We start from the raw sequence: 25,274 nt of genomic DNA on the forward strand, positions 1-25,274 counted from the left end.
CACCAGATGCTTACTATAAACCTAAGTTCTAGATAGGTTAGGAGAGATTTTAGATATGAGTGCAATTGCACTAAATATATAGAAGCTGGTAAAGAAGCGGTCCCACTGTATGACGCCTGGAAAAAGAAATAAGTGGGCTAGGTAGTTTAACACTATTATGATGCTTAGTATTAATATAGGGTTAGTATGTGGTTTATCTTTAGAAAATTTATCCATATTAAAGGTGATTATATTGATGAATATGAAGATTATCATTGTCGAGGGAAATCCATATGCCATCATGAAAAGGCCTTTAACTTGTAGTGTGATAACTGCAATGTATTCATCTATAGAAAATGATGAATCGAACTTGCTTGGGTAGTTAAGATTCTGAATGAAAGAATGATGGAACAGTGTCCACCAATCATATCTATTCAATAATTTACCTATAGAGAAATAAATTAAAATTGAAGATGCTATTGTTAAAATGAAAAAGTAAAAATCAGACTTGTTCTTTTGGTGATGTGAAAGGTATGTAAGATAAGTTAAGACGAGTAAGGTTATAATTATATTGTTAGGCCTAATGAAAATGGACGCCATAAGAAGTAAAGTTGTTGCTTTTAAATTCTTTCTCTCAACTAAGAAAAATAAAGCAAGCAAAACTGTGAATACAGATAGAGCGTCAGGAGTTGGCATTCTACCTATTACGAATAGTTTGGATTGAACGCCTATTAATAATGTTACAATGAAACTTATGTTGGCGTTTAAATATAGGTTTGTCCAATATAGCAATAGTAATGATGTGGAAATGCAAGCCAGAATAGATAATGTATAAATTGCGTCGATTATTTGTAGACCAGTTGTTTTTAACAAGTAGATTGAGCCAATATAAAATGGCTTAATAAAGTAAAAGTTTAATTGTTCCTTGAATATTTCTGGTTTTTCATAAACGCTCTTTCTATAATTTATAGATTCGTTTCTATCGTTTATTAGTTTTTCGAATTCTTTTTCTGGAATATTGGAGCTTAAGGTTTTATAGGTTAAGCTATGGATTTCCTCAATGTTTCTTGAATCAAGCGTTAAAGTGCTTCCTATATACGGAATGATATCCCAGTTATATATCGGGTTTTTTGTAGAGGTGGAAACTAAAAAAGCTATGATTAAAAAGCCGTAAATAAATAAGAGTTTTTCAGTTTTTGAGTATAGATCTCTCATTTCATGTCCTTGATAAAGAGCGTTCCTTTTTTGTGGTGAGCATCATACACTAAATGATCAGAAATGTGTTCAAAATTAACCTCATTTGTGAGAGGAAAATATAGCCATGCATATTCTTATAAACTGTAGGTAATATGTGAATTAAATCGCATATTCTCTCGTTAATCACCTCATCGCGCTAACCTCTCCACTTTAACGAGATGTGTCATGATCGGCGAAGAAACTGGTAGTGACTCCACCATCCTATTGGGTCGAAATCTTTAGTACTTTTGTTTATGCTGCGATACTATATCGCTTGTTAATACCTGAGTGGGATGAGTGTCTTCTGATCATATTGGGGTTAGCCTTTTTAAATGTGGTTCAGTTCTACTTTAAGATTCGTAATACGAAAAAGCTAGATGCTGCAATAAAGACTGTTTAAGAGTTCTAGCTTGTCATGGTCAAACCTAGAGTTACTTCCCACTCTAAAAAGAATACACCCGCCTCCCTATTATTTTGTGCAGCATATTGCCTGCTGCTGTCGGTTGCACTCGTATTACTGGATGGACCGGCAATCTTGTTGGCGATTTATGCGGTCATGTCTTCGCTGACGTATCTAGCCTTTGGCTTTGATAAGCGTGCCGCGCAAAAAGGTCAGAGTCGTATATCTGAGAAAACATTACATTTGCTATCACTCTTCTGCGGCTGGCCTGGGGCGTTACTCGCTCAGCACCGTCTTCGTCACAAGACCGTTAAGCAGCCTTTTAAAGCGGTCCTTTGGATATTGATTTTACTGAATTGTAATATCGTGATGTGGAGTTTTTATCCTGAGTTTAGGAGCTCTTGGCACGATTTTTTAGTTGTAGCGCATTCTAATTCTCTTTAATGGCAATGCTGGCGCTGTTGTCACTACTAGATGATGCCCCGCTTTTTGGCAATTCCTATCCATGAAACATTTGTTTCGCTCTCTTTTGAGTCACCTTGCACGATCATTTTTAGAAAAAGAGTACTGAAAGGTTGAGGGAAATCTTTAACTGACTGTTTTTAATAAAATTTTGTTTGCCTTGATAAAGTTGGAACGAATGTTGCTCTCTTTGCCTGAGTGAAACAAAAGTATCTTTAAAAGAAACACAGGAGAGTTTGAGTATGAAAGCAGCGTTGAAGTTATCTCTGTTGGCCGGTTTGATCTCTAGTTCGTCCGTGATGGCTGCTGACAAGGTAACCTTTCAGTTGGATTGGCTACCAGGTGGCGATAAGGCCCCAGTTTATGTGGGTATTCAAGAAGGCTTCTTTGCTGAAGTGGATTTGGAGGTGACGATTGCCAGTGGTCGTGGCTCGACCGATGCATTGACAAAAATGGCAACGGGGCAGTCGGATGTGGGCAGTTCTGATATTGGTGCACTGATGGCTGCGAAAGCGCAAGACGGTGTACCTGTGGTGGCGGTGTTTCCATATTTTACTCAAGCGCCTCATGCTTTTTTTGCGTTGAAAAGTTCAGGCATTGATTCAATTGATGATTTAAAAGGCAAGAAAGTCGCGACGTCACCATTTACATCTTCCAATGCATTCTTGCCGTTAGTCTTGAAACAAAATGGCCTAAGCGATGATGAGATCAGCTTAGTGAAAACCGATCCGGGAGCCTTGGGTCCGATGATGATTACGGGTAATGCCGATGCAATCATCGCATGGGTGACCAACACGGCATTGTTTAAAACCCAAGCAGCAGAAGCGGGTAAAGAAATCGTTGAGATGCCATGGTCTAGTGCGGGCTTGTCTTTGTATAGCTCTTCATTATTGGCTTCTGAACGTTTCTTATCTGAGCGACCAGAGGTTGCAGAGCGCTTTGTGAAAGCATTCGCGAAGTCACTAGAATTCACCTATGCCCATCCCGAAAAAGCTGGGGAAGCGATTCACGCAATGGTGCCTGAAGTGGATGCCAATATTGCAGCAGCACAAATCAAGAGCATTACAAACCTCGTTTATAACGATGTCACTAAAGCGGATGGTTTTGGTGTATTTACGCCAGAGCGTATTCAACAAACATGGGAGTACGTCGCTGCCGCTAATGAGTTAAGTGAAGACGCATTAGATCCACAAACAGCGGTGGATTTCACCTACTTGGCGGAGTGATGTTTTGACAGAAGTAAGTAATAAAGCCGCTTATGTCAGCATGCAAGGGGTGGGGCATCGCTATGATCCTAACCCTGATGCACCGATGGCTGTGCAAGATATTGATTTAGACATTCATCGCCACGAGTTTGTGGCGGTGGTGGGGCCTTCGGGCTGCGGTAAGTCAACTTTGCTACGTATGGTGTCTGGCTTATTGATCCCGTCTCATGGAGAGGTGTCGGTATTTAACCGACGAGTAACGGAGCCGCGTGACGATGTGGGTATTGTGTTTCAAAAGGCCAATTTACTGCCTTGGTTAACCGTGCGTAAAAACGTCTTGTTTCCGTTGAAGCATAAATACGGACATTACACGCCAGAAGATGAAAAACGCACCGATGAGCTGCTTAAAATGGCAGGGCTCACCCAGTTTGCTGAAAAGATGCCAGATGAATTATCAGGCGGTATGCAGCAGCGTGTTGGTATTGTGCGAGCGTTGTTGTTGAACCCCGATATTTTGCTGATGGATGAGCCATTTTCGGCGCTGGATGCACTGACTCGTGAGCAGATTGGCTTTGATCTACTGAAAATCTGGGAAGAGAACCCTAAAACCGTACTGTTTATTACTCACTCCATCAGTGAGGCCGTGTTGCTATCAGACCGTATTTTGGTGATGAGTAAACGCCCTGGCACAGTGCTGGATTTGATTGAGGTGGATTTACCCCGCCCGCGCACCAGTAAAACCATTAATGAACCGCGTTTTGCTGAACTGACTGACTTAATTCGAGGGCATATTTATGAGCCAAACGTACCAGCCTAAGTCTTGGGTAGGGATGCTGGCGTATCGTTTTGCGCCAGCGTTGTTTTTTGTCGGGTTGATTGCGTTGTGGGAGCTGGTATGTCAGGTGGGCAAGGTGCCCAACTACATTCTGCCATCACCGTCAGCGATCATTAAAGCGTTCTTTGATGTGGAGTTCTCCCGTTGGATGGGGCATTTGTGGGCAACGCTTCGAGTGGCTTTGATGGGCTTCGCTTTGTCGATACTGATCGCCTTGCCGTTATCGATTGGCATGATTCGTTCTGAGTTAATGAACCGAACGCTGTACCCTGTCTTGATTGTGATTCAGTCAACACCTGTCGTTGCAGTCGCTCCTTTGATTATTGTGTTGCTTGGTACGGATGATCCCTCTCGTGTGTTGATTACCTGCCTGATTACTTTCTTTCCATTGGTGGTTTCCGCGACCACTGGCATGCTAGAAACGCCACCAGAAATGATCGAGTTGAGCCAGTCACTTCGCGCGCCGCGCTATCGTGAAACGTGGCAGATCCGAATTCCTTATGCCATTCCGCATATCTTCAGTGGTCTTCGAGTATCGATTACGTTGGCGATCATTGGCGCAGTCGTGGCGGAATTTGTCGCAGCAGAAGAAGGCCTGGGGTACTTCATTCAGTTCTCAACGTCGTTCTTTAAAATCCCACAGGCATTTGCAGGCTTGATCTTCTTAGCAGTGATTAGCTTGTTGCTGTTCAAATCTGTGCAGTGGATTCAAGCGTGGTTGTTCCCTTGGAGTTTGCCGAAGAAGAAATAACATTGATTAAAGATGAGAGCCTTATGAGCAAGTTAACACCAAAGGATGAAGCCTTGTTACGTCAAAGCTTTGCTTTAGCGGACGATGCTAAGAAACAAGGGGTTCATCCCTTTGCGGCGATTTTAGTGGATGAAAACGGTGAAGTGTTGATGTCTCAGGTCAATGGCTATTTGCCCGACTTGGACATGACAGGTCATGCAGAGCGCAAGCTAATGACCCGTGCCAGCAAAACCTATCGCCCCGATTTCTTGGCGCGTTGCACCATGTACGTGTCGGCTGAGCCTTGCGCGATGTGTGCTGGGGCGGCCTATTGGGCTGGGCTTGGACGAGTGGTATATGGCTTAAGTGAAGCACGCTTAAAAACGATTACTGGAAACCATCCGGAAAACCCCACCTTAGACTTGCCTTGTCGAGCAGTATTCGATGCAGGACAACGTAATGTAGAAGTCGTTGGCCCTTGTTTAGAGGACGAGGCGGCTGCACTTCAAGAGGGCGTTTGGTAGCCCTTTAAATCATTAAACTGAACGGAGTAGAAGCAGGCAAGCCAGTGGCTGGGTCATTGCTCCAGAACTTTTAGGAGATGTACTATGACTCAATCCTATGCTCTGGAAGAACTACAACGTGAAACGACCTTTGGTGGAACTGGCTCGGAATCGGAACGTGACGTGCCAGTGATTGACCTGAGTAATTTCGAAGAACGTCGTGAGCAAATCGCCGATGAACTGTGGCATGCAGCCACGGAGATTGGTTTCTTCCAACTCAAAAACCATGGTATTGCTCGCTCCGAGATCGATGCGGCATTTAGGGAGTCCGATCGATTCTTTAAGCTTTCTGATGACGTAAAAGCACAATGGCCTCGACCAAGAGGTGTTAATGCAGGTTACGAAACTCGCAGCCAAATTCGCCCCTCAACGGGCACTGCTGACGAAAAAGAGTCCTATCAAATCACTCAGTACCATATGGATGGCTTGTGGCCAACGGAGGATGAGCTGCCTAACTTCCAAGGCAATATCCTTTCGTTTGAACAGCAGTGCTGGAAAGTGGGCATGAAAGTCCTATCGTGCTTTGCGGATAAGCTTGGTTTTGAACGAGATTTCTTCACCAAAGCACATGATCCACAACAAAGCGATTACCAAAGCACTCTGCGTTTATTGCACTACTACCCAACCCAAGGTGTAACTGAGCAAGGTAATATCTGGCGTGCGGGTGCCCACACGGATTTTGACTGCTTAACCTTGTTGTTCCAACACGAAGGTCATGGTGGCCTACAAGTCTGTCCTGGTAAAGAAGCAGACACTAAACAGTGGACCAGCGTGCCACCGATTGCTGACGTGATCACCTGTAATATCGGCGATATGCTGATGCGTTGGAGTGATGACCAATTAAAATCCAACCTGCACCGTGTGCGTTTACCCCGCGTGGACGAATATTGCGGTAGTCGTTACTCCGTTGCCTTCTTCTGCCAAGCCAATAAGACGCAGATAATTCAAGGGCCTAACAAACGCTACCAAGCGATCACAGCTCAGGATTTCTTGAATCAACGTATTCAAGCGAACTTTGCTAAAGCAGACCTTTAAGGTCTGCTTTAGCTGGTTAAAAATAAAACTAGCTTATAGTCCTGATATAGAAATTGTATATAATGCTCCTCGTCTATAGTTTGATAGGTAGTTCGAGGGAAAATGGAGTTTCTAGAAAGGAAGCAAAACCTGCTTGTAGTGTTATGTCTGGTTATTCTTTTAGGACTAGGTCTTAGAATCTATTCTGGCCTTCAAAAGTCATACTTCTTTCATGATGGGATTTTTACACTTGAGCTAATCAACGGCCCCGAGTGGGCGAAAGAGAGAACAAACGAAAATAATTATAATAGAGTTATTTCTGGGCGTGTCTTTCTTGATGATATGACCATGTCTGAAGAGGAAAAATTCGATTATTCCTTTAATAAAGTGCTGAAGTATGCGGATGTTCATCCGCCTTTTTATTATTGGGTTTTGCATCCGTTTCAGGCCTTGATTGCAGATGGTGAGGTTTCTTGGTGGCCTGGGCTAATCCTAAACTTTCTTTGTTATATTGCTTCATCTATTTTAATTTTTAAAATAGTAAGGTTTTTTGTAAGAGAGAAGTTTTTTTCGCTATTTCCTGTTGCATTTTTTTCTTGCTCACCTGCAATGATATCTTCGGATATGCTTTTGAGAATGTATTCTTTGTTTGGGATGTTATCGCTTGCTTTTATATATGTTTCATTTCTATTTTTTATAGGAAGACGAAGTAGGGTATTGATTGTCTCAATTTTTTTAAGCTGTACCCTAGGTGCTCTTACTCATCATTATTTTATTGTTTTAGCGTTTTTTGTGTTTCTGTTGTTGGCGATAGGTTATATTGCTAATAAGAGGTACTCTGATCTGGTTGACTATATAAAAATATTATCAGTAAGTGCGCTATGCTATTTGATAACCTGGCATGTTGTTTTTGAGCAAGTTTTTTCCTCCAAACTTTCAAACACTATCTTCGAGTCTTTTGGAAAGAAAAGTAACTTTATCGAAATGTTAGCAATGACAAATAATTATCTCTTCTCAGGGTTGTTGCTACAGTTTTTATGTTTTTTTGTTTTAGCTTATCTTTGGGCAAAAAAAGATGGATCGAAACTATATTTCTACGGTTATAGAGGATATCTTTTTGCATCACTTTTTATATCCGCTATTAGTTTTTATACGATTGTTTTTCTAACACAGCCATTTTCTATTCTGAATGGATCGTATAGGTATTTTTATGTGCCAAGTGTCTTGATGATATGCTTTTTAGGCGTTTTTTTATCTAAGATTCTAGTGGGTATACAGACAAGTTATATTAAAAAAATATCTATATCATTATTGGTTTTTATTTTTTTTGCTGTGAACTTTGATATTGGCAATGTTAGCTATCTTTATAGGGATAATGCGAAAGAAGGTGATCTTCTTTATGATTTTAAAAATGATGATTATCCGGTGATTATCAAGTTAAGAGATGAGTGGAAAAGTACAATATTTGATGAGAGTCAGAAGGATTGGATTATTGTAAATTTAATGCCTTATTTACACAATAAGAGTAAGGTTTATATAATTAACGACAAAGACTTGAATGAAAATAAATTTTCTAAAATACTATCGGAGCTAGATATTTTAGAAAATGATGATTTTTATGTGATAACGTCAAATCAACCTAAATTTCTAAGTATTTTAGAAGATGTTATTGGAAAGGCATCCTCTGAAAAAGTGATTAGGTACAATAAAGTTCTAAAATATAAATTATGATTTATTAGGGAAGTTATAGATTGACAAGTGAGAGGATTATTCTGAATAAGAATATGTATGATTACTGATGTCATGCCTCTAAAAGATGAATAGTGAGAAGCTTTATAAGTGCTGTGTGCTGTAGATGTTGCTTAAGGTGTGCTTGCAAAGCAACGTCTAGATGCAGAGGTATGTACGGAAGTAACATGTTTTGATCCAGACTATGCTCTTTTAAGAAAGGAATGATATTCAATCAATGTTTTGACCTCAGGGATTGAAGAGTAAAAAATCACAAGGAATAATTGGTTAATTAGCACTAATTAGCTAAATTATATCGATCTATATCCCATGTTAGGCGATCATATGTTTACCTATATGCTTAAAAAATTAGTTAAATGTGCTTTCGATTTTTTAAAGTGTCGCAAAGGCGTTACCGCAATTGAATACGCGGTCATTGCTGTTGCATTAATCACAATCATTGCTGTTGTGTTTAATCCATCTAGCGGCCCTTTATATGATGCAGTAGTACAAGCAAAAGATTCAATGGTCGCGGTACTTGCAGACAGCAGTGGCTCATAAAGTATCAGAGTCAGTTTTAGGTTTAGCCAATGCTGGTTCTCAAGTACAATTCCACATAATTTAATGTAATTGGACTGTATCCTCATGACTCGATTGTCACAGGACCGACTCAAACATCTTTGGTTTGAAAGAGGTGCATACGCGAATAACAAGGCCCGTCAATTTTTACAAGGAAACTTTGACCCTCAAGCGATTAGAAAAATCACTGTGATTCGACATGCCGCGCTCGGTGACCAAGTGATTGTGCGCCCGTTCTTAGTCGAAGTACGTAAATTCTTCCCAAATGCTGAAATTACGCTAGCAGCTGTTTCCAATTATCAATACGGCATGCCAACGGATCTTGTGGATCATGTGAGCATTATGCCAGGTTCAGACCAGCGTAAAACGACAGGTATTAAAGAAAAGCTTGCCTGTATTAAAGCGCTAGGTGAACAAGATATTATGTTTGACTTGGCAAGTACCAACCGATCTCATTGGATGATGGCATTCGGTAAAGCCAAGCTGAAAATTGGCTTTCCGTACAATAATCTAGTACGTAAATTATTGTGTGACGTTGCCATATTCCGGTCCGATTTACAGCCGGAAGTGGAAGTCATGCTAGACATGTTGCGAATCCTAGGCCATACGCCCCCAATGCGCTTGGATTTTGCTTACCCTGATCATCAGTTGGTATGTGACAAAGAGCAGCCATTTATCCTGTATTTCAATGGTGCCTCTGTGAAAGACAAGATCTTATCAAAAGATCAGATGCGCGATGTTATCGCGAGAAGTATGGCTGCATTACCCGACTTTCAGCATGTCTATTTGGAAGGTAAAAACGACTTTGAGAAAGGCGAGTTCTTAGAGGACTTAACTGCTCAGAATAACTTCTCAATCCAGGAGTGCTTGCCTCTGGATGAGCTGGTACAGAAAGTAGCGCAATCTTCTTTGTTGGTTGCGCCGGATACTGGCGTTCGTAATATTGCCATTTCGACGCATACTCCAACAGTTGGCATTTTTTACTTCACTGTCCCTTATCGATACACGCCACTCTACGAGCCTCATCACATCGTGATGCGCTCGGACGCGAGTATCCCATCTAGTGATGAGATTGTATCAGCCATTTCTTCGGCGTTGGAGCTCTAGCATTCTGCTATAGCTCCATCTCATCTAAGTCATCGTATAGATTCGAGATAGACTGGGTGCGGTATTGCGCGTTTTCACCAATGTAGCTGTAGACGCGATTACACAGCATCGAAACGAGGCTCATAGGGGCTGCGTAACTATAAAATGGGTTGTCGTTTCCTAAGTGACAAACTAAGACTTTGCTGACTTGTTGGTTGTAGACCTGTCCAGTCGGGTCGGTCACGAGTATGGTGTTGCGGCCTTCTAGCGCTTCAACAATTTTCTTAAATATGCGTGTCCTACGACGGAAGCCAAACAGTACGATGACTTCGTCATCCAAGATATCGTGTAGGTCCTCTCCTAACGTCTGACCAGGTTGTGGTAACAGTCGGACCGATGTACGAATCTGTTGTAGCTGCTGGCGAAAGTGCAACGCAACAGGGTATGAATTACGAAAGCCAATTAACGTGACGCGGCTTGCGTTGGCGAGTTGGGCGCTGATCTCATCAAGTAATTCTGTGCGTAGCCCTTCAAATGTTAAGGATAAATTCTTTAGCTCTTCTGCGGTTTGATCGATGGATTGGCCTTGGGTTAACACTGGAACGCCCTGTTGGCGCAGTTGTAACTGGGCCTGCTTGGCATCTTGTTGTGACTCGAACCCAAGTTGGCGGAAAAAACGGCTCACGGTCGCTTTGGAGGTCTGTGTGTGTTCGGCTATTTCCGCAGACGTTTGACTAACAATTGCCAATGGGTGTTGCTGTAAATAGTTGGCAATGGTTCGCGCCGAGGGCGACAGAGTTGGGTAATTTTGCTCAATAAGCGAGAGAACATCCTGCTTCACGGTGATGTGCTGCCTTCAATAAAAACGAATGGGTATACGTTAATCGAAAGCAGCAGTCGTGCCAACTACGTCATCATGATTTCACGCTTATGAAGGTAGTCTAAAGGAAGATGTCGCAGACTGGCTGCGTATTACAGCTTCTTGCATTGTATTGGTTAACAATTCGAGCTGTTCAGAGGTATGAGTGTTGTGGCGAATGACATCAACAATTGCTTGAACTTGCTGTCGTATATTTGCCGCATCCAGACTCTGCTGAGTTGCGAGCCGAGTTAAATCATTCAGACTTTGCAGTGCTTGTGCGGAGTCTTCTTCTAGTCGAGAAAGCGGCTCCACAACTTGCTCAATTTGCTCCATGCCTTGATGTACTTTTGAACGGCCTTGATCGAGCTCAGACGCTACTTGAGTCGCTAATTGGCTAATCTGAGTGATGACTTGATCAATAGACTCGGTAACAGAGGCGGTATTATTAGCCAAATTGCGTACTTCGTCGGCAACGACTGCAAACCCTCGACCTGTTTCTCCAGCACGAGCAGCTTCGATGGAGGCGTTTAGTGCAAGTAGGTTGGTTTGGTCTGCCACTTCACGTATCTGATCAACAAACTCCGTGACTTTTGCTGCGCTTTGTTCAAGGTCTGCTACGGAGGTGGCACTGTCTGCCATGAAGTTCGCCACATTACGAATGTCAGTGGAGGCTGCATTGATCACGACGACCCCTTGCTTGGCCAGCTGGTGTGCAGAGTCAGCTTGGTCTTTTGCTGACGTGAGGTTGGTGGCAATTTGCTCGGAAACATGACTTAGTTGTGTAATAGAATGATCAATGCTGGTTGCCATACCTTCTTGAGATTGCGCGCCAGCCCGCACATCTGTAACGGTTGTACCTATTGCATTAACAGAGTTAGAAACGGTCTGAACACTCAGGTCGATGTCCTTTAATAAGCCTACTAAACTTGAACGCATTTTCTCTGTGCTATGACTTAAATGTGCGAGTTCCCCTGAAGTATTTAATTGTACAGGCTTGGAAACATCACCTTCAGCGACCTGGTCTAAGATCGCACCAACAGATTGAATAGGATGTACCACTGATCGGGTGATAATTAGCGCCATGCACAGTCCCGTAATCAATGCTAAAACCCCAATTCCTAACATCATAATGATGGCATTATCACTGCTGGTTAATACATCTTGTTGTTGCTCAGACATAGCCATACGTTGAGTCTCTGCGTAGGTCTGTGCAAGGTTGATGAACTGCTCCAGTTGGGTTCGAGTGTCGCCAGACATTTGCAATTTAGCGTCCTCTAACTCTCCAAATTCGAGTGCTTCGACAGTTGCTTGTAAGGCCGCTTGATAACGTGTCTTTTGGTTACTCAATTGGGAAAGCTTAGATGTGTCTGCTGTTGCCGCGGTTAAGCTTTGCATGCTTTCAATTCGGTTATCCATGATGGCATTTTTTGCGTCGATTTCCTTATAGATCTCAATACGCTGTTCACGCTCATCTAACACGAATAAGAGTAACAGACGACTAGCAAGGCCTTCAGCAAGGTTGGTTAACTCTGTGCTGGATTCCACAAGCTGAGCATTGTGTTCAACGATTTGCTCTAGGCTTGCTGTAAGATGATGGAGCCGAGTGATGGCAACACCGGTAATGACCGACAATAAAATCAGTAAGGCCATAAAACTTGCTATCAGTTTCCCTTTGATGGTTGTTAAGCCCATAGTCGTTTCCTCGCGCGATATTGATCATTGGTAAGCTCCCGTTTATTAGACGAACGCTACCAAAGATTTATTACACGTTAAGCAAGAAAATTAAGTGAGCGCAGGTTGAAGAAGTGTAACGGACACTTGTAAACCTGGGGATAAATTCGACACGGTGACATCGCCACCATGGAATTGGGCAATAGCTCGTATTAACGGCAAACCTAAACCATAACCTTGTGTCGTTCGGCTCGATTCCAAGCGATACAACCGTTGGAATACTTTGTCATGGAATTCCGTAGGGATACCGGGGCCATTGTCTCTTACAATAAAGCCAGTGGGCTGTAAGGATAGTTGTATTGTGGCACCGTCCCCTGCGTATTTGCTGGCATTTTCTAAAGTATTAAACAAGGCTCTAAAGATCAAAGAACGATCACCAAGTAGTGTTAGGGTTGGTGTCGTTTCTAGGTCGATGGTTTGATGTCGATCTTGCGCAACAGGTTGGAGCAGTTCTATTGCATCCTCTGCAATGACATTCAAATTTACTTGTTCGAAAGAGCTACGAGCTTGCTTATGTTCAAGGCGACTTAACTCCAACATAGAACTAAAGGTATGGATAATGTTATCCACTTCCGTTAACAATGGTTCTAAGGCTTCTGCTTTAATGGGATGATGAGCGGCATCTTCGATAGCCGATTCTAAGGTCAATCGCACACGACCTAAAGGTGTTCGTAAATCATGCGCGATTGCGTCCGTGACGCCTGATACGGCTTGAAAGGAATGCTCCAGTTGCGTCAGCATGCGGTTGATGTTGCTGGCCAATATATCAAACTCATCGCCACGTCCTGTAGACGGCACTCGGGCAGACCAATTGCCACTTTGAACAACAGCGGCCGCTTGGTTAAACCCTTTAATTCGCTTAAGTAGTTGTTTAGAAAGATAACGTCCGGAAAAGCCCCCAAGAATAATGGTTAACAGCAGTGACACGATACTGGCATTGATGAACCGTTGTTGTAAGAAATACAGGTCTTCTTCATCAAACGCGACCAGCAAAGTGCCTTGAGCAAGCGTCACGATGCAACCAGAATAAACCCGCAGGTCATCTCCCTGGGAGACTAGGAAAGAGGATAAATCGGGGCAATCTTGGAGATGACTGGGGACGCGAGATAAATCCCCCAAAGCTTCTTCGGAATCTTGATAAGCAATAATCCAATCACGGCTTTGCTCTGCTTGCAAACTGAGCTGCTGTAAGAACTCACTGTACTGAAGTTGGCCTGCTAATAGCTGTTGTTGCTGTGCGATGAGATTGAGCTGTTGCTGCTTACTGCGGCTTATTTCCCCAATACTTAGCTGGTACAGCACAAAAATGATGGCTGATATCAACAGCAGTAGAATGCCAGTGAATAAAACGGTGAAGCGCCAAGCAAAGCTAGCGAACCGAGCTGTCCACCAGTCGATAGCCGACGCCACGGATGGTTTCAAGAATCGGAGCCAGGTCATCGCTTTCTACCTTTTTTCGAAGACGTGCCACATGGACGTCAATAACATTAGTTTGGGGGTCAAAGTCATAGTGCCAAACAGCTTCAAACAGTAATGTTCGTGTGACTACTTGCCCAGGGTGCTCCATCAGGTAACGTAACAACTGAAACTCCTTTGGCTGTAGTGAAATGCTGCGACCTTGCCTAGAAACCTCTCGAGTTAGCAAATTCATTGTTAAATCGGCAACTTGGAGTGTCGTTTCTTGCGTTGTTTGATTCGGAGCAGAGCGCTTTAATAAAATTTCAATTCGCGCTAATAGCTCGGCAAAAGCGAAAGGCTTGACGAGGTAATCATCACCGCCCTCACGCAGCCCCTTTACTCGATCATCAACAGAATCAAGTGCGCTTAGAATTAAGACCGGTAACGTTTTTCCAGCACTGCGAAGAGTGTTAAGCACCGTCAAACCATCAAGTTTTGGAAGCATTCGGTCAAGCACAATGAGTTGGAATTCTCCTTCTAGTGCCTGAAATAGGGCATCTTGTCCATCACAAGCTACCTCAACCTGATAACCCTGTTCAGTGAGGCCTTTTTTTAGAAAGCTTTGAGTGACTTGATCGTCTTCAACTACCAATATGCGCACGGAGAATTTACCTATTAAAAGCAGGTGAAGAGAACACCTGCTGACTTATACTAACGATGATTACTTACGATTTATAGACGGAATGGCTTCACCAGTCGCTGCATCAATTAATAAGCGTTTTGTATTGGCGTTATCTATGTAATCTACTTCATAGTAAGTAAGGCCACGTTTGTGTTCTAGTTCAATGGATTCAATATGTGATGAATTATGAGCATTGGCAATCTCGATGGCTTTATCGATGGAAACTGCCCCTGGCTGACTAACGGATTCGATTGCCGCTATATCTTCGTCATCTAGTTTACTAAAGCCCAATACCTTCAGAGACTTATGGTAATAATCCACTTCCGTTAAGTTATTTAAAGTATACGAGGCTTGGTGCTTTTCACCTGCATCTAAATTAATGGCTTTGATCTCGTAGACCAACATGTGATCTTCATCGTCCAACTCAATTTCAACAATAGTACCTGCGTAGTTTGAACGAAATGCCGCGATGGCTTGTGTCATTGTGGTTTCACTAGACTGCAGTGCTAGACGCATGATGTCATCTTTATGGTCTTTGTCTTTTGCGTAGCTGGCAGTGCTTGTGAGTAATAATGCAGAGGTTAATGCAGTGAACATTGCCCCTGTTGTGAATAAGCCTGTTGCGATGATGCCTACTTTTTCTTTAAAAGTCATAAGGGTTCTCCTAAGTTCGTTTTGATGTCTATCACATTAACGCATCCCCCTTAAACCCAAGATGGACACAACATTAAACTTTTTTAATAAAATTTCATGATTGATTTTGGTGCGTAATTATATTTGCGCATCAAACTTGGGCAAAAAAAAATTGACTTATCGGTCAAATACTTACGAAGGATTAAGTCGGTTTTTCGAGAAACTTCTATCATAGTTGGTACTTACGTCTCATTGAGAGTAGGTTGTGAAACTTTGGTTTCACTTTGGCATATTGATTGCAAACTGTGTTTCACAATTACATAAAGCTAAACGAGGCAATCAACAATGACATCACTTAGGAAACTGTTAGGTAAAACACTGCTTGCAACAGCATGTTTGGGTACAGCAATGAGCGCAGCGGCAGATGTGCTTAGCGACATTAAAGCGCGCGATGAAATTCGCATTGCCGTACCGCAGGATTTTCCCCCATTTGGATCGGTGGGTACGGATTTGAAACCGCAGGGGATTGACGTGGATATGGCAAACTACATTGCTGAACAATTGGATGTAGAGTTAACCATTGTACCGGTTACCAGCGCCAACCGGATTCCTTACTTACAAACTCATAAAGTTGACCTTGTGATTTCTAGCTTAGGTAAAAACCCTGAGCGTGAAAAAGCCATCGACTTCTCAACGCCATACGCGCCATTCTTCTTGGGGGTATTCGGCGAGAAAAGTGTTGCAGTGGGTGCTCTTCAAGACCTATCTGGTAAAACAGTAGGTGTAACCCGTGGTTCAGTTGAAGATCTTGAGCTTGAGAAAAACGCACCAAGTGATGTGACCGTTCAGCGTTTTGAAGACAACAATACTACATTGACGGCTTACCTATCTGGTCAAGTGAACTTGATCGCCACAGGTAACCTTGTCGCAACAGAGATCGCCAAACGTAAGCCGGCTCGTGCCCCTGAAGCGAAATTCATGCTGAAAGACTCACCTTGTTACATCGGTATGGCCAAAGGTGAAACAGCGCTACAAACGGAAGTGAACAACATCATTGCGAAGGCTCTGGCCGAAGGCAAGCTAAACGACATTTCCATGAAATGGTTAAAGGCTCCATTGCCTAAAGGCTTTGGTGCATAAGGCTTAAGCCATGCTGAATTTTTCCGATTTATTACCCTATACGGATGTGTTCTTTGGTGGACTGATGACCACCATTGAACTCACCTTATTAACCACTGTACTGGGCGTTGTATTGGGAACAACCTGTGCTGCCGTTCGACAATACGGTCACCCTGCGAGTCAGCGCGCGGTGGCGGCTTATGTAGAACTCATCCGCAACACTCCGTTTATTGTGCAGTTATTCTTTATTTTCTTTGGTCTGCCGTCGATTGGTTTGATGCTAAGTCCATGGCAAGCCAGTGTCATTGCACTCACCATTAACCTCGGGGCATACAGTACAGAGATCATTCGTGCCGGTTTGAACAATATTCCGAAGGGGCAATGGGAAGCGGCTAAAGTGTTGGGAATGGACTTTCGCCAGACCCTAACACGCGTTGTATTCACGCCCGCCTTTGAAAAGATTTACCCTGCCTTAACCAGCCAATGCATCATCGTTATGTTGGGCTCAGCGGTGTTATCTCAGATTTCGGTACAAGACCTCACTTATGCAGCCAACTTGGTTCAATCGCGTAACTTTCGAGCGTTTGAAAGCTATGTGGTGACAGCATTGATGTACTTAGGCTTAGCTATGTTGATGCGATATGTCTTTGCTATGATTGGCAAACGTGTGTTCGCATTTCGGGAGGCTCAATGATTGAATTTTCGAACTGGGACATTCTTCGTAATCTGTTAATTGCTACCCAGTGGACGGTGCTGTTGTCCCTTGCCGCGTTTATCGGTGGCACGGCGGTGGCACTTGGTTTAACCGCTATGCGTTTGACTCGTAACCCAGTGATGGTGCGCTTGGTTAAATTGTATATAGAGCTGTTCCAAGGCACACCACTTCTGATGCAAATGTTCCTGTGTTTCTTTGGCTTGTCGATGATCGGTTATGAAATTTCTGCTTGGGGTGCAGCTATCCTGTCCTTAACTCTCTTTACCAGTGCTTTTTTAGTTGAAATTTGGCGCGGTTGCATCGACACCCTACCAAAAGGTCAATGGGAAGCGAGTCGCGTACTAGGCCTGAACTTCTTGCAAACACTTCGTCACGTGATTCTGCCACAAGCAACTAAAGTGGCGTTTGCCCCAACCGTTGGCTTCTCGGTGCAAGTGGTCAAAGGCACTGCACTAGCGTCGGTGATTGGTTTTGTTGAGCTAACCAAAGCCGGCACCATGTTGAATAACGCGACCTTTGAGTCATTTAAAGTGTTTGCGTTTGTTGCACTTATTTACTTTGCCCTGTGTTACCCGCTGTCTCTTTGCAGCAAGTATTTGGAGAAGAAATACCATGTCGCTCGTTAAACTTGATCAAGTCCATAAATACTATGGTGACTTTCATGTGCTGAAAGGCATTGATCTGAACATCAAAGCGGGAGAAGTGGTATCGATCATCGGCAAAAGTGGCTCAGGTAAGAGTACCTTACTACGCTGTATTAATGGTCTAGAAGAATACCAACAAGGCGGTATCTCGGTCGACGATAAAGAAGTGACTTCGGAAGACATTCAAGTGCGTCGACTGGCGCTCAGTGTGGGGATGATCTTTCAGAACTTTAACCTGTTCCCCCATCTCACTGTGGGTGAAAATATTATGCTGGCACCGACCATTGTCTTGAAAAAGTCCAAGGCGGAAGCCGAAAAAGTCGCTCGTGCCATGCTTGAAAAGGTGGGGCTTGGGGATAAGTTTGATCGTTATCCAGAGAAACTGTCTGGTGGTCAACAACAGCGGGTTGCCATTGCACGCGCTCTAGCGATGAATCCGAAGGTCTTGCTTTGTGATGAGATTACCTCCGCCCTAGACCCTGAATTGGTTGGTGAAGTGTTAAAAGTCCTAGAGCAATTAGCTGCCGAGGGCATGACATTGATCTTGGTAACCCATGAAATGAACTTTGCTCGTGACGTGGGCGATCGAGTTGTCTTTATGCACCAAGGGAAAGTCTGGGAAGAGGGCAACTCTAAAAAGCTACTCTCAGAGCCAGAAACGGAAGAACTGAAGCAGTTTATTGGTGCCGTTCTTTAATTTTCTTCGCCTCCAGTATGATTGAAGCCCCGTATTGGGGCTTTTTTTGCTCGATCCAAAAGATGAACTCTTGCTTGAGGTCACCTGTAGCGCGAGTTTTCTAGAGCGCTTGATCTAACGCGGCAATCAACTGATCGATTTCCTCTGGGGTGGTATAGTGCACAAAGGATAGGCGAACGACGCCAGTGTCGGGATCGACATTCATGGCTTCTAGCAGTCGTACGGCATAGAAATGCCCTACGCCACACATAATGCCTTGTTCTACAAGCTTGCGCCCTAATTCCTGAGGTGTTTGCTGTGTCGGTACAATCGACACGGTCGCTGCGCGCTCGCTGGCTTGGTCTGAGCCAAGCAAGGTCACGTTAGGGTGATTCGATAAGAAGGTCAGTAATTTATCTAAAAGCGGTTGCTCAGTATCATGAAAGAGCTTACGTACTCTTTCAGCGATAAGTTTGACATCGCTAGTTGCTGCAAAATGGTGGTCGTGAACTGTTTCGAAATAATCCAATATGGCTTGGCTAGCGGCGACTTGTGCATGATCAGGGCCTGCAGGGACAAACCATTTGGCTTTGTAAGCACCATTGAAATAATGCGCCTGATTACCCAGTAACTCTGCCACGGCATTGCGAATAACCATCACACCCAAATGCGGGCCGAAGGTTTTGTAGAGAGAGAATAAGTAAATATCCGCTCCAAGTGCCCCGACATCTGGCAGGCCATGTCCCGCATACGATACGCCATCGACTAACGTGATCACTCCTGCGGCTTTGGCTTTGGCGCAAATCTCAGCCACCGGGTTAATATAAGCCACAATGTTAGAGCAGTGGTTAAACGCTAATAGCTTTGTCTTTGGTGTGATCAGTTCATCTAAATCGTCTACCGATAGCGCACCCGTTTTAGGGTCGACTTGCCACTCTTTGATGACAATGCCGTGCTTTGCAAGACGATGCCAAACACCAATGTTGGCTTCGTGGTCTTGGTTGGTGACAATAATTTCATCGCCTGCTTGCAGCACATTGGCAAAGGCTTGGGCGAGGACGTAAGTGTTCTGAGAGGTTGAAGGGCCCATATACACTTCGTCCGTATCCACATTTAAGTAGGCTGCCATGCGGGCATGAGAGGCGTCCATTTGTGCCCCCGCTTTGAGCGCTGCAGGATGCGGGTGGTAAGGCTGCACTTTGGTTTCGCGATAATAGTTACTCAGTGCCTCAATCACCTGAGCGCAAGCGTAAGAGCCACCGGCGTTGTCGAAAAACGCTTGTCCTTGTAATGATGCTTCTTGGAACGCTGGAAACTGCTGACGTACAAAATTTTGATCCAACAACATAACCTTCCCCTGATAAATAAGTGTGCAAGATCTTTTCATTCTAGAAGCATTGGGCCGCAATGTGCTTGCATAATAGGGGGCTTACTCGTACGGTTTCACAAGATACTTTCATTATTGAGATGCTAAATGACAGAAATTGCCTTAGATCGTACGGACTATAAAATTATAAAAGCATTGGAGCACAATGGTCGGGCCAGCAATGCATGGATTGCAGAGCAAGTGAACCTGTCACAATCCCAGTGTTTAAGGCGTATCAAGCGTTTGGAGGAATGCGGCATTATCCGTGGCTACCGAGCGCAGATTGATTATGAAAAAATGGGTTATACGGTGGTCGCGTGGACCTTGGTGACCATTAGCAAGGATGTGCCCGAAGCACGGGATAACGTTACTCGCTATTTGCAGGAACAAGATCAGGCGGTGTCCGTATTTGGTGTCACAGGAGACGTGGATTTGATGGTGGAAATTCGCGCAAAGGATATGGCGGCTTTTAGTGACTTTGTCGTCAAAGGGATTTATGCCCATGAGCAAGTGGTGAGCACCAAATCCTATATTCGTCTCGACACAGCGAAACTCAATGGTGGAATTATTACATGATGGATACGACGCTTCTTATCATCGCGGCACTGATTGTCGGGTTATCCAAAGGCGGTTTGGCTTCTATGGCAGCGATTGCCGTACCCATGCTGGCGTTGTTTATGAACCCCGTGCAAGCGGCGGCAACGTTACTGCCCGTGTACATTGTCACGGATTGGGTTGGCGTCTGGCTGTATCGTAAGCATTACTCGAAAAGAAATGTTTGGATTTTGACGCCTGCTATCTTGTTAGGATTAGCCATTGCGACCGTCATTACCCCTTACACCCCCGAGTTTGGCTTGTTAATTTTTACTGGCTTAATAGGGCTTTGGTACAGTGTAAGAGCTTGGTTTTCCAAGCCTTCTACTGCCGTAAAAACAGCTGAAATCGGCCCCGGCGTGTTTTGGGGAACATTAACTGGGATCGCCAGTTTTATTACGCATTCAGGAGCGCCGCCAGCGCAAGCCTATTTGTTACCACAGAAACTGCCCAAGCTGGAGTTTGCTGGCACCGTTGCCATCGCATTTGCCATTGGTAATGTGGTCAAGATTCCCGCTTATTACTCCATTGGGCAGATGGACGACTTGAATTGGTCGTTGATTGTTGGGTTGGCTGTCACTGGTATCGTTGGGACGTTCATTGGACGTTGGCTGACCAAGAAACTGCATGATCAGACCTACATCAAAGTCATTCAGGGAATGCTGTTTCTGCTGTCCATTATTTTGCTATTACGCGGCGGTATGATGCTCATCCAATCCGTTTCAAGCTAGCAAGGATGAGCAGATTACATTAAATCGCCTCATTGGGGTTGTCGATATCGAATAGGTAAGCCCATTCTTTACTGCGCCCCATGGCATCTTTCATCTGAACTTTCAGTACCCACTGCATGCGTTCATCCGTACACAGAGGGACTACCACTTGGCTATGCCATGTATTATCTGGCAGCTTACGCAGCGGGTACTCATACACGCCAAGGTACATGTCGCGACCTTCAAGGACTAGCTTAATGTCTTGCGCATTTTGCACTGCCTTGGGTAAATCAAGTGTGGTACTGATGCGGCGGTTTAAGCGAATTCCATCTTCAAATTGAATGGTAGCGCCATTGAAACGTTCTGGTGTTTCCTGGAGAGTACAAAGTCCTGTATCGAGATTGCAAGGACCTAATGCTTCTGGAAGAGGATCTTCTGAGTGAATCATTTTAACGAGGGCTGCGACACCAAAAACGGCGACAAAGGCACCTGCATAAAAGATTAACTCGGCTTTACTAAAAAATTTCATAAGACGTCATTCAATTGATCGGATTTCTTTCTTGTACGTATTTTACCCTTATACAGACCATGAAGGCAGAGAAGAGTTCGCAGCAACTTAGATTTTCGTCGAACAGGCTATAGGAAATAGCGTTGAATGATGGGCATTACCATCGCTTTTGTATATATTGTCAATGTTGAGGTGTACTCAGAGGAGTGGGTGTTATGACAATAAGAAGGGTACAACCCATTGATTTAGAACCCTTGGTAGAACTGTGGGAAATGGTCTTTCCAGACGATCCGTCTCACAACGCGCCACGAGCAATGCTACCAACCAAACTGGACGTAGACGATTTAATCCTCGTTGCGTGGGAAGAAGGTAAGCTGATTGGCGCATGCATGGTGGGCTACGATGGTCACCGAGGTTGGCTGTATGCCGTGGCGGTGCATCCAGAGCATCGTCGTAAGGGCGTAGGAACGAACTTGATTAATGCATCGTTTGAGACCTTGAAGTCGCTTGGCTGCATCAAAGTTAACTTACAGGTGCGTGAAGTAAACAACCCTGAAGTCGTGGCGTTTTATGAGTCATTGGGCTTCAAAGTAGAGCAACGTATCAGCATGGGCAAGCTCATAGACTGATGCGAAACAGAGCCACGTAAGCACATGCTTATGTGGCTCAGAATAAATGCATTCATATTTCTGGTTTAATGCGCCACGATAACTTTTTAGGTTTTAAGGGCAGATTTGACCAAAGAATAAAAATGATGGCAGCACTGAGCGTTAAAGAAAGTGGGCTAGTGAGAATGCCTGAGAATAACCCTCCTAAGCTTTCTTGCTCGGATAGAATGGCGCGACGCCAGTTTTCATCGATTAGGCGCGATAGAATGACACCAAGGATCACTGGTCCTACCGGATAGCCATACATCTTCATAAAGTACCCAAGTACTCCGAACCCGAGCATCCACCAGACATCTGTAATCGAATTATTAATGGCGTACGCGCCAACAATCGAGAGTAAGAAGATGAGTGGAATAAGAATACCTTTAGGGCACTCAACGATCTTGGCAAATAATCGAATGCCAGTCAGACCGAAGATCAAAATACATAGGTTTGCTAAGGTTAGATTTCCGACCGTAAACCAGAACATATCCGGCTTTTCGACCATAAGCAGTGGCCCAGGATTTAGTCCATGTATAAACAGTGCACCAATGAACACAGCAGTGACCGCATCGCCAGGAATTCCTAACGTCAGCATTGGAATGTAGGCGCCACCAACGGCTGCATTGTTAGCCGCTTCCGGTGCAACCAAGCCTTCTTTTGCTCCTTCCCCAAAAGGGGTTGTTGGATTTTTTGTGATGCGTTTCGCATGGTCATACGCCATCAGTGCGGCAATATCACCTCCAGTGCCAGGCAAAGCACCGACAATAACACCCATCGTAGAGGATTGGAGACTTAGAGGGAGGTGCTTACGAACGTCTTTAAGTTTGGGGATGACGCTGTTAATCACCTGTTTAACAGAGGTTTTATCCATATGATGGAGCTGCGAGAGTGCTTCAGATAGACCAAAAAGTCCGATCATAACCGCGACAGGGTTGATTCCGTTCCAAAGTTCAACAACCCCAAAGGTAAAGCGCTCTTCTGCTGTTAAAGGATCTAATCCAACTGTTCCTATTAATACACCAAAGGCGCCAGCAAGCACTCCTTTCGACATATTATTACCCGATAATGAACCCACTAACATGATGCCTAGAATCCCAATCAGCATGTAATCACGTGGCTGAAAACTCAGTGCGAACTCACTGACGAGTGGTGCAGCAAACGCTAAGACAATAATGCCGATGAAGCCACCAATGACAGACATAACAGTAGACAGGCCAATGGCTTCCCCTGCTAGCCCTTTTTTTGCTAAAGGGTAGCCGTCTAAGGCAGTGGCAATGGCCGATGGCGCGCCTGGGATATTTAACAGGATCGCAGTACGCGAACCGCCATAAACGCCGCCCATGTAGACGCCAACCATCAAGCAAAGTGCGTTATTTACATCCCATGAAAAGGTAAAAGAAATTAAAATGGAGACCGCCATAGTGACGGACAAACCAGGAATCGCACCGACATACATGCCAAGAAATGTCCCGAGTGCCGTCAAGGCGAGTAGTTCTGGAGAGACCCAAGAGCTTAGAAAATAAGTGATAGCGTCCATGAATTACTCCTGTGTTTCAAACCATTGTGCGAGTTGTGCCAACCATTCACGCTCAGGGACAATACCTTCAGGTAACACTACTTGAAAAATAAGACGAAATATCAGGTACACAAGGGCTAGACTGGTAATTGCCAAACCAATGTTCCAGAGCATTTTGCCTCGATAAAGAAAAACGAATCCAAGTAATAAAAAGCAGAATGCGGACAGTAGAAAGCCGACAGGCTCTAGGGCAAGGCCGAATATCAGCAACAGAGCCATGACTAGAGCAATGATAGGAGGGAAAATATGGTGGCTAAAGCGTAATTCCGGATGCAAAGGCATTCGTAAGGTTTTAATGACGATAATACTTGCACTGATAACCATAATAGTCGATGCGGCAATAGGTAAAGAGGCAGGTGAGCTCAATGAGCCTGCGTCCGCAATATGAAAGGCTTGCCAAAACAAATAAGCAGCCCCAACCAGTACTGCTAGGCTAAATAGAGCTTCACCAGGATGGCGTAATAAAACGCGGCTCATCACATGACTCCGTGTAAATTAAACAGGTAAAAAGATGGAGAAGCGATCTACGCTTCTCCACTCGTTTAGGTAATTGAGATGGGAGGGTTATGGTTTAGGGATATTGAAATCCGCTGGAGAGTGTTTAGCGAAGCCTGCCTCATGCACCAACCAAGAAGAGGTTGAGCGGTAACCACTTAAGAAATACTCTGCTTCTTCTCCTGCAATGTTCAGAATAGTGAAGCCGCGTTTTTCCATTAGCGAAATAAAATCAGGGTTAAACGCAGCCTTGTGGAAGGCGTTTTGCAGCTTCTCTACGGCGTCCTTCGGCGTGTCTTTCTTCACAAATACGCCAAAGAATGGTCCCCAAGGTAAGTAGCTTTCCATATTTGGCAAGGTTTCTGTAATAGGAGCAACACCTGGCAGTAACTTGTTGGCTTCTACGTCTACTAAGCCAATGGCTTTCATTCGGCCAGCCTTGACATGCTCTATCGTTGCGCCCAGCACAGCGGGCATGACATCAATCGCATCCCCTTGAAGCGCTGTCAGAGCAGGACCATCGCCATTGTACGGAATACTAGTGTATTTTAAGTCTTTAACCTGTGATTCCAGCATGGCCATGACAATGGATGTTAATCCGCCTTTGCCTGTGGATCCAATCTTTACCTCGCCTGGGTTAGCTTTAGCGTAATCCAAGAATTCCTGCATGTTGTTATAGGGTGCGTCATTGCGTGCGACAAAGATCGGTGTGCCACGTGCTAACACATTAATCGCAATCATGTCGTTATAATCAATGTCTGATAAGCCAAGCACCTTATACATCTGCGGGTTTTCAGCTCCCATTAAAAGCGTGTAGCCATCCGCTTTTTTGCCGTTTACGTATTTCATTGCAATGGCGCCAACACCTCCTGTTTTATTCGTCAGGATGATGTCTGCACCCAGCTCTTTTTCTGCATGTGGCGAAATGGAGCGCATCACAGTATCTGTGGAGCCGCCAGCGCCCCATTGGATGATCCCTTGAATGTCTTTGCTAGGATAGTCAGCAGCCACAGTGGACGTTGATAAGGTAATCGCTGTTAAAACACCAATAATGTGCTTTTTCATTGTTATTGTTCTCCATTATGTGAATGTTCAGAC

The 25,274-nt window shown here is 44.2% G+C and carries 27 protein-coding genes; 16 read left to right on the forward strand and 11 right to left on the reverse strand.

Going from position 1 to position 25,274, the window contains the following annotated elements:
• Nucleotides 1-21: 21 nt before the first annotated feature.
• Nucleotides 22-1,194, reverse strand: coding sequence for a hypothetical protein (locus JHD44_RS06170; protein WP_199461896.1), 1,173 nt, complete (start codon nucleotides 1,192-1,194; stop codon nucleotides 22-24).
• Nucleotides 1,195-1,630: 436 nt separating this feature from the next.
• Here JHD44_RS06170 and JHD44_RS06175 point away from each other — a divergent pair, with 436 nt between their 5' ends.
• The 9 genes from JHD44_RS06175 to JHD44_RS06215 all read left to right on the forward strand — a co-directional run bounded on the left by JHD44_RS06175 (nucleotide 1,631) and on the right by JHD44_RS06215 (nucleotide 9,838).
• Nucleotides 1,631-2,059, forward strand: coding sequence for a DUF1294 domain-containing protein (locus tag JHD44_RS06175; RefSeq protein WP_199461897.1), 429 nt, complete (start codon nucleotides 1,631-1,633; stop codon nucleotides 2,057-2,059).
• A gap of 260 nt (nucleotides 2,060-2,319) precedes the next feature.
• Nucleotides 2,320-3,303 (forward strand): ABC transporter substrate-binding protein, encoded by a 984-nt coding sequence (locus JHD44_RS06180; RefSeq protein ID WP_199461898.1) that lies wholly within the window; start codon nucleotides 2,320-2,322, stop codon nucleotides 3,301-3,303.
• 4 nt (nucleotides 3,304-3,307) lie between these two features.
• Complete coding sequence (locus JHD44_RS06185) at nucleotides 3,308-4,099, forward strand: ABC transporter ATP-binding protein (protein WP_233401819.1); 792 nt, start codon at nucleotides 3,308-3,310, stop codon at nucleotides 4,097-4,099.
• Entirely contained in the window at nucleotides 4,077-4,868 is a 792-nt protein-coding gene (locus JHD44_RS06190) for an ABC transporter permease (RefSeq protein ID WP_199461899.1), read from the forward strand. Before JHD44_RS06185 ends, JHD44_RS06190 begins: the two co-directional genes overlap by 23 nt.
• 23 nt (nucleotides 4,869-4,891) lie before the next feature.
• Nucleotides 4,892-5,371: a nucleoside deaminase gene (locus JHD44_RS06195; protein ID WP_199461900.1), complete on the forward strand. Its 480-nt coding sequence runs from the start codon at nucleotides 4,892-4,894 to the stop codon at nucleotides 5,369-5,371.
• 84 nt (nucleotides 5,372-5,455) lie between these two features.
• The gene (locus tag JHD44_RS06200; RefSeq protein ID WP_199461901.1) at nucleotides 5,456-6,445 is read left to right on the forward strand and encodes an isopenicillin N synthase family dioxygenase; all 990 of its coding nucleotides are present in this window, start codon (nucleotides 5,456-5,458) and stop codon (nucleotides 6,443-6,445) included.
• A 102-nt stretch (nucleotides 6,446-6,547) separates the two neighbouring features.
• Entirely contained in the window at nucleotides 6,548-8,155 is a 1,608-nt protein-coding gene (locus tag JHD44_RS06205) for a hypothetical protein (RefSeq protein WP_199461902.1), read from the forward strand.
• Between the two features lie 342 nt (nucleotides 8,156-8,497).
• Nucleotides 8,498-8,713, forward strand: coding sequence for a Flp family type IVb pilin (locus JHD44_RS06210; RefSeq protein WP_199461903.1), 216 nt, complete (start codon nucleotides 8,498-8,500; stop codon nucleotides 8,711-8,713).
• 84 nt (nucleotides 8,714-8,797) lie between these two features.
• Entirely contained in the window at nucleotides 8,798-9,838 is a 1,041-nt protein-coding gene (locus JHD44_RS06215; RefSeq protein WP_199461904.1) for a glycosyltransferase family 9 protein, read from the forward strand.
• Nucleotides 9,839-9,845: 7 nt separating this feature from the next.
• On the opposite strand, the gene JHD44_RS06220 is transcribed toward JHD44_RS06215, so the two are convergent.
• The 5 genes from JHD44_RS06220 to JHD44_RS06240 form a co-directional block, all read right to left on the reverse strand.
• The gene (locus tag JHD44_RS06220) at nucleotides 9,846-10,658 is read right to left on the reverse strand and encodes a MurR/RpiR family transcriptional regulator (protein ID WP_228190072.1); all 813 of its coding nucleotides are present in this window, start codon (nucleotides 10,656-10,658) and stop codon (nucleotides 9,846-9,848) included.
• An 87-nt stretch (nucleotides 10,659-10,745) separates the two neighbouring features.
• Entirely contained in the window at nucleotides 10,746-12,371 is a 1,626-nt protein-coding gene (locus tag JHD44_RS06225) for a methyl-accepting chemotaxis protein (protein ID WP_199461905.1), read from the reverse strand.
• 90 nt (nucleotides 12,372-12,461) lie between these two features.
• The gene (locus JHD44_RS06230) at nucleotides 12,462-13,850 is read right to left on the reverse strand and encodes a sensor histidine kinase (RefSeq protein WP_199461906.1); all 1,389 of its coding nucleotides are present in this window, start codon (nucleotides 13,848-13,850) and stop codon (nucleotides 12,462-12,464) included.
• Nucleotides 13,780-14,469: a response regulator transcription factor gene (locus JHD44_RS06235; RefSeq protein WP_199461907.1), complete on the reverse strand. Its 690-nt coding sequence runs from the start codon at nucleotides 14,467-14,469 to the stop codon at nucleotides 13,780-13,782. Before JHD44_RS06235 ends, JHD44_RS06230 begins: the two co-directional genes overlap by 71 nt.
• 60 nt (nucleotides 14,470-14,529) lie before the next feature.
• Nucleotides 14,530-15,144, reverse strand: a complete 615-nt coding sequence (locus tag JHD44_RS06240; protein WP_199461908.1) for a PepSY domain-containing protein — start codon at nucleotides 15,142-15,144, stop codon at nucleotides 14,530-14,532.
• A 324-nt stretch (nucleotides 15,145-15,468) separates the two neighbouring features.
• On the opposite strand from JHD44_RS06240, the gene JHD44_RS06245 reads away from it, so the two are divergent.
• Genes JHD44_RS06245 through JHD44_RS06260 form a run of 4 tightly spaced genes read left to right on the forward strand, consistent with a single transcriptional unit; the run spans nucleotide 15,469 to nucleotide 18,298 of the window.
• Nucleotides 15,469-16,263, forward strand: a complete 795-nt coding sequence (locus JHD44_RS06245) for a transporter substrate-binding domain-containing protein (protein ID WP_199461909.1) — start codon at nucleotides 15,469-15,471, stop codon at nucleotides 16,261-16,263.
• Between the two features lie 10 nt (nucleotides 16,264-16,273).
• Complete coding sequence (locus tag JHD44_RS06250) at nucleotides 16,274-16,936, forward strand: amino acid ABC transporter permease (RefSeq protein WP_133561088.1); 663 nt, start codon at nucleotides 16,274-16,276, stop codon at nucleotides 16,934-16,936.
• Nucleotides 16,933-17,583: an amino acid ABC transporter permease gene (locus JHD44_RS06255; RefSeq protein ID WP_199461910.1), complete on the forward strand. Its 651-nt coding sequence runs from the start codon at nucleotides 16,933-16,935 to the stop codon at nucleotides 17,581-17,583. Before JHD44_RS06250 ends, JHD44_RS06255 begins: the two co-directional genes overlap by 4 nt.
• Nucleotides 17,570-18,298: an amino acid ABC transporter ATP-binding protein gene (locus tag JHD44_RS06260; RefSeq protein WP_133561084.1), complete on the forward strand. Its 729-nt coding sequence runs from the start codon at nucleotides 17,570-17,572 to the stop codon at nucleotides 18,296-18,298. The genes JHD44_RS06255 and JHD44_RS06260 overlap by 14 nt, the downstream gene beginning before the upstream one ends.
• A 100-nt stretch (nucleotides 18,299-18,398) precedes the next feature.
• Here the strand turns inward: JHD44_RS06260 and JHD44_RS06265 are convergent, their stop codons facing one another.
• Nucleotides 18,399-19,625, reverse strand: a complete 1,227-nt coding sequence (locus tag JHD44_RS06265; protein ID WP_199461911.1) for an aminotransferase class V-fold PLP-dependent enzyme — start codon at nucleotides 19,623-19,625, stop codon at nucleotides 18,399-18,401.
• A gap of 126 nt (nucleotides 19,626-19,751) precedes the next feature.
• Between JHD44_RS06265 and JHD44_RS06270 the strand changes: the two genes are divergently transcribed.
• Nucleotides 19,752-20,219 (forward strand): Lrp/AsnC family transcriptional regulator, encoded by a 468-nt coding sequence (locus JHD44_RS06270; RefSeq protein ID WP_199461912.1) that lies wholly within the window; start codon nucleotides 19,752-19,754, stop codon nucleotides 20,217-20,219.
• Nucleotides 20,216-20,968: a sulfite exporter TauE/SafE family protein gene (locus JHD44_RS06275; RefSeq protein WP_199461913.1), complete on the forward strand. Its 753-nt coding sequence runs from the start codon at nucleotides 20,216-20,218 to the stop codon at nucleotides 20,966-20,968. Before JHD44_RS06270 ends, JHD44_RS06275 begins: the two co-directional genes overlap by 4 nt.
• Before the next feature lie 19 nt (nucleotides 20,969-20,987).
• On the opposite strand, the gene JHD44_RS06280 is transcribed toward JHD44_RS06275, so the two are convergent.
• Nucleotides 20,988-21,476: a hypothetical protein gene (locus tag JHD44_RS06280; protein ID WP_199461914.1), complete on the reverse strand. Its 489-nt coding sequence runs from the start codon at nucleotides 21,474-21,476 to the stop codon at nucleotides 20,988-20,990.
• 194 nt (nucleotides 21,477-21,670) lie between these two features.
• On the opposite strand from JHD44_RS06280, the gene JHD44_RS06285 reads away from it, so the two are divergent.
• Nucleotides 21,671-22,084 carry a GNAT family acetyltransferase gene (locus JHD44_RS06285; protein WP_199461915.1) on the forward strand — a complete coding sequence of 138 codons (414 nt, stop codon included), beginning with the start codon at nucleotides 21,671-21,673 and terminating at the stop codon, nucleotides 22,082-22,084.
• Between the two features lie 52 nt (nucleotides 22,085-22,136).
• Here the strand turns inward: JHD44_RS06285 and JHD44_RS06290 are convergent, their stop codons facing one another.
• The 3 genes from JHD44_RS06290 to JHD44_RS06300 all read right to left on the reverse strand — a co-directional run bounded on the left by JHD44_RS06290 (nucleotide 22,137) and on the right by JHD44_RS06300 (nucleotide 25,241).
• Nucleotides 22,137-23,642, reverse strand: coding sequence for a tripartite tricarboxylate transporter permease (locus JHD44_RS06290; protein WP_199461916.1), 1,506 nt, complete (start codon nucleotides 23,640-23,642; stop codon nucleotides 22,137-22,139).
• A 3-nt stretch (nucleotides 23,643-23,645) separates the two neighbouring features.
• A complete protein-coding gene (locus JHD44_RS06295; protein ID WP_199461917.1) occupies nucleotides 23,646-24,158 on the reverse strand; it encodes a tripartite tricarboxylate transporter TctB family protein in 513 nt (170 codons plus the stop codon).
• Nucleotides 24,159-24,245: 87 nt separating this feature from the next.
• A complete protein-coding gene (locus tag JHD44_RS06300) occupies nucleotides 24,246-25,241 on the reverse strand; it encodes a tripartite tricarboxylate transporter substrate binding protein (RefSeq protein ID WP_199461918.1) in 996 nt (331 codons plus the stop codon).
• Nucleotides 25,242-25,274 lie beyond the last annotated feature (33 nt).

Source organism: Marinomonas ostreistagni, assembly GCF_016461785.1.
GTDB lineage: Bacteria > Pseudomonadota > Gammaproteobacteria > Pseudomonadales > Marinomonadaceae > Marinomonas > Marinomonas ostreistagni_A.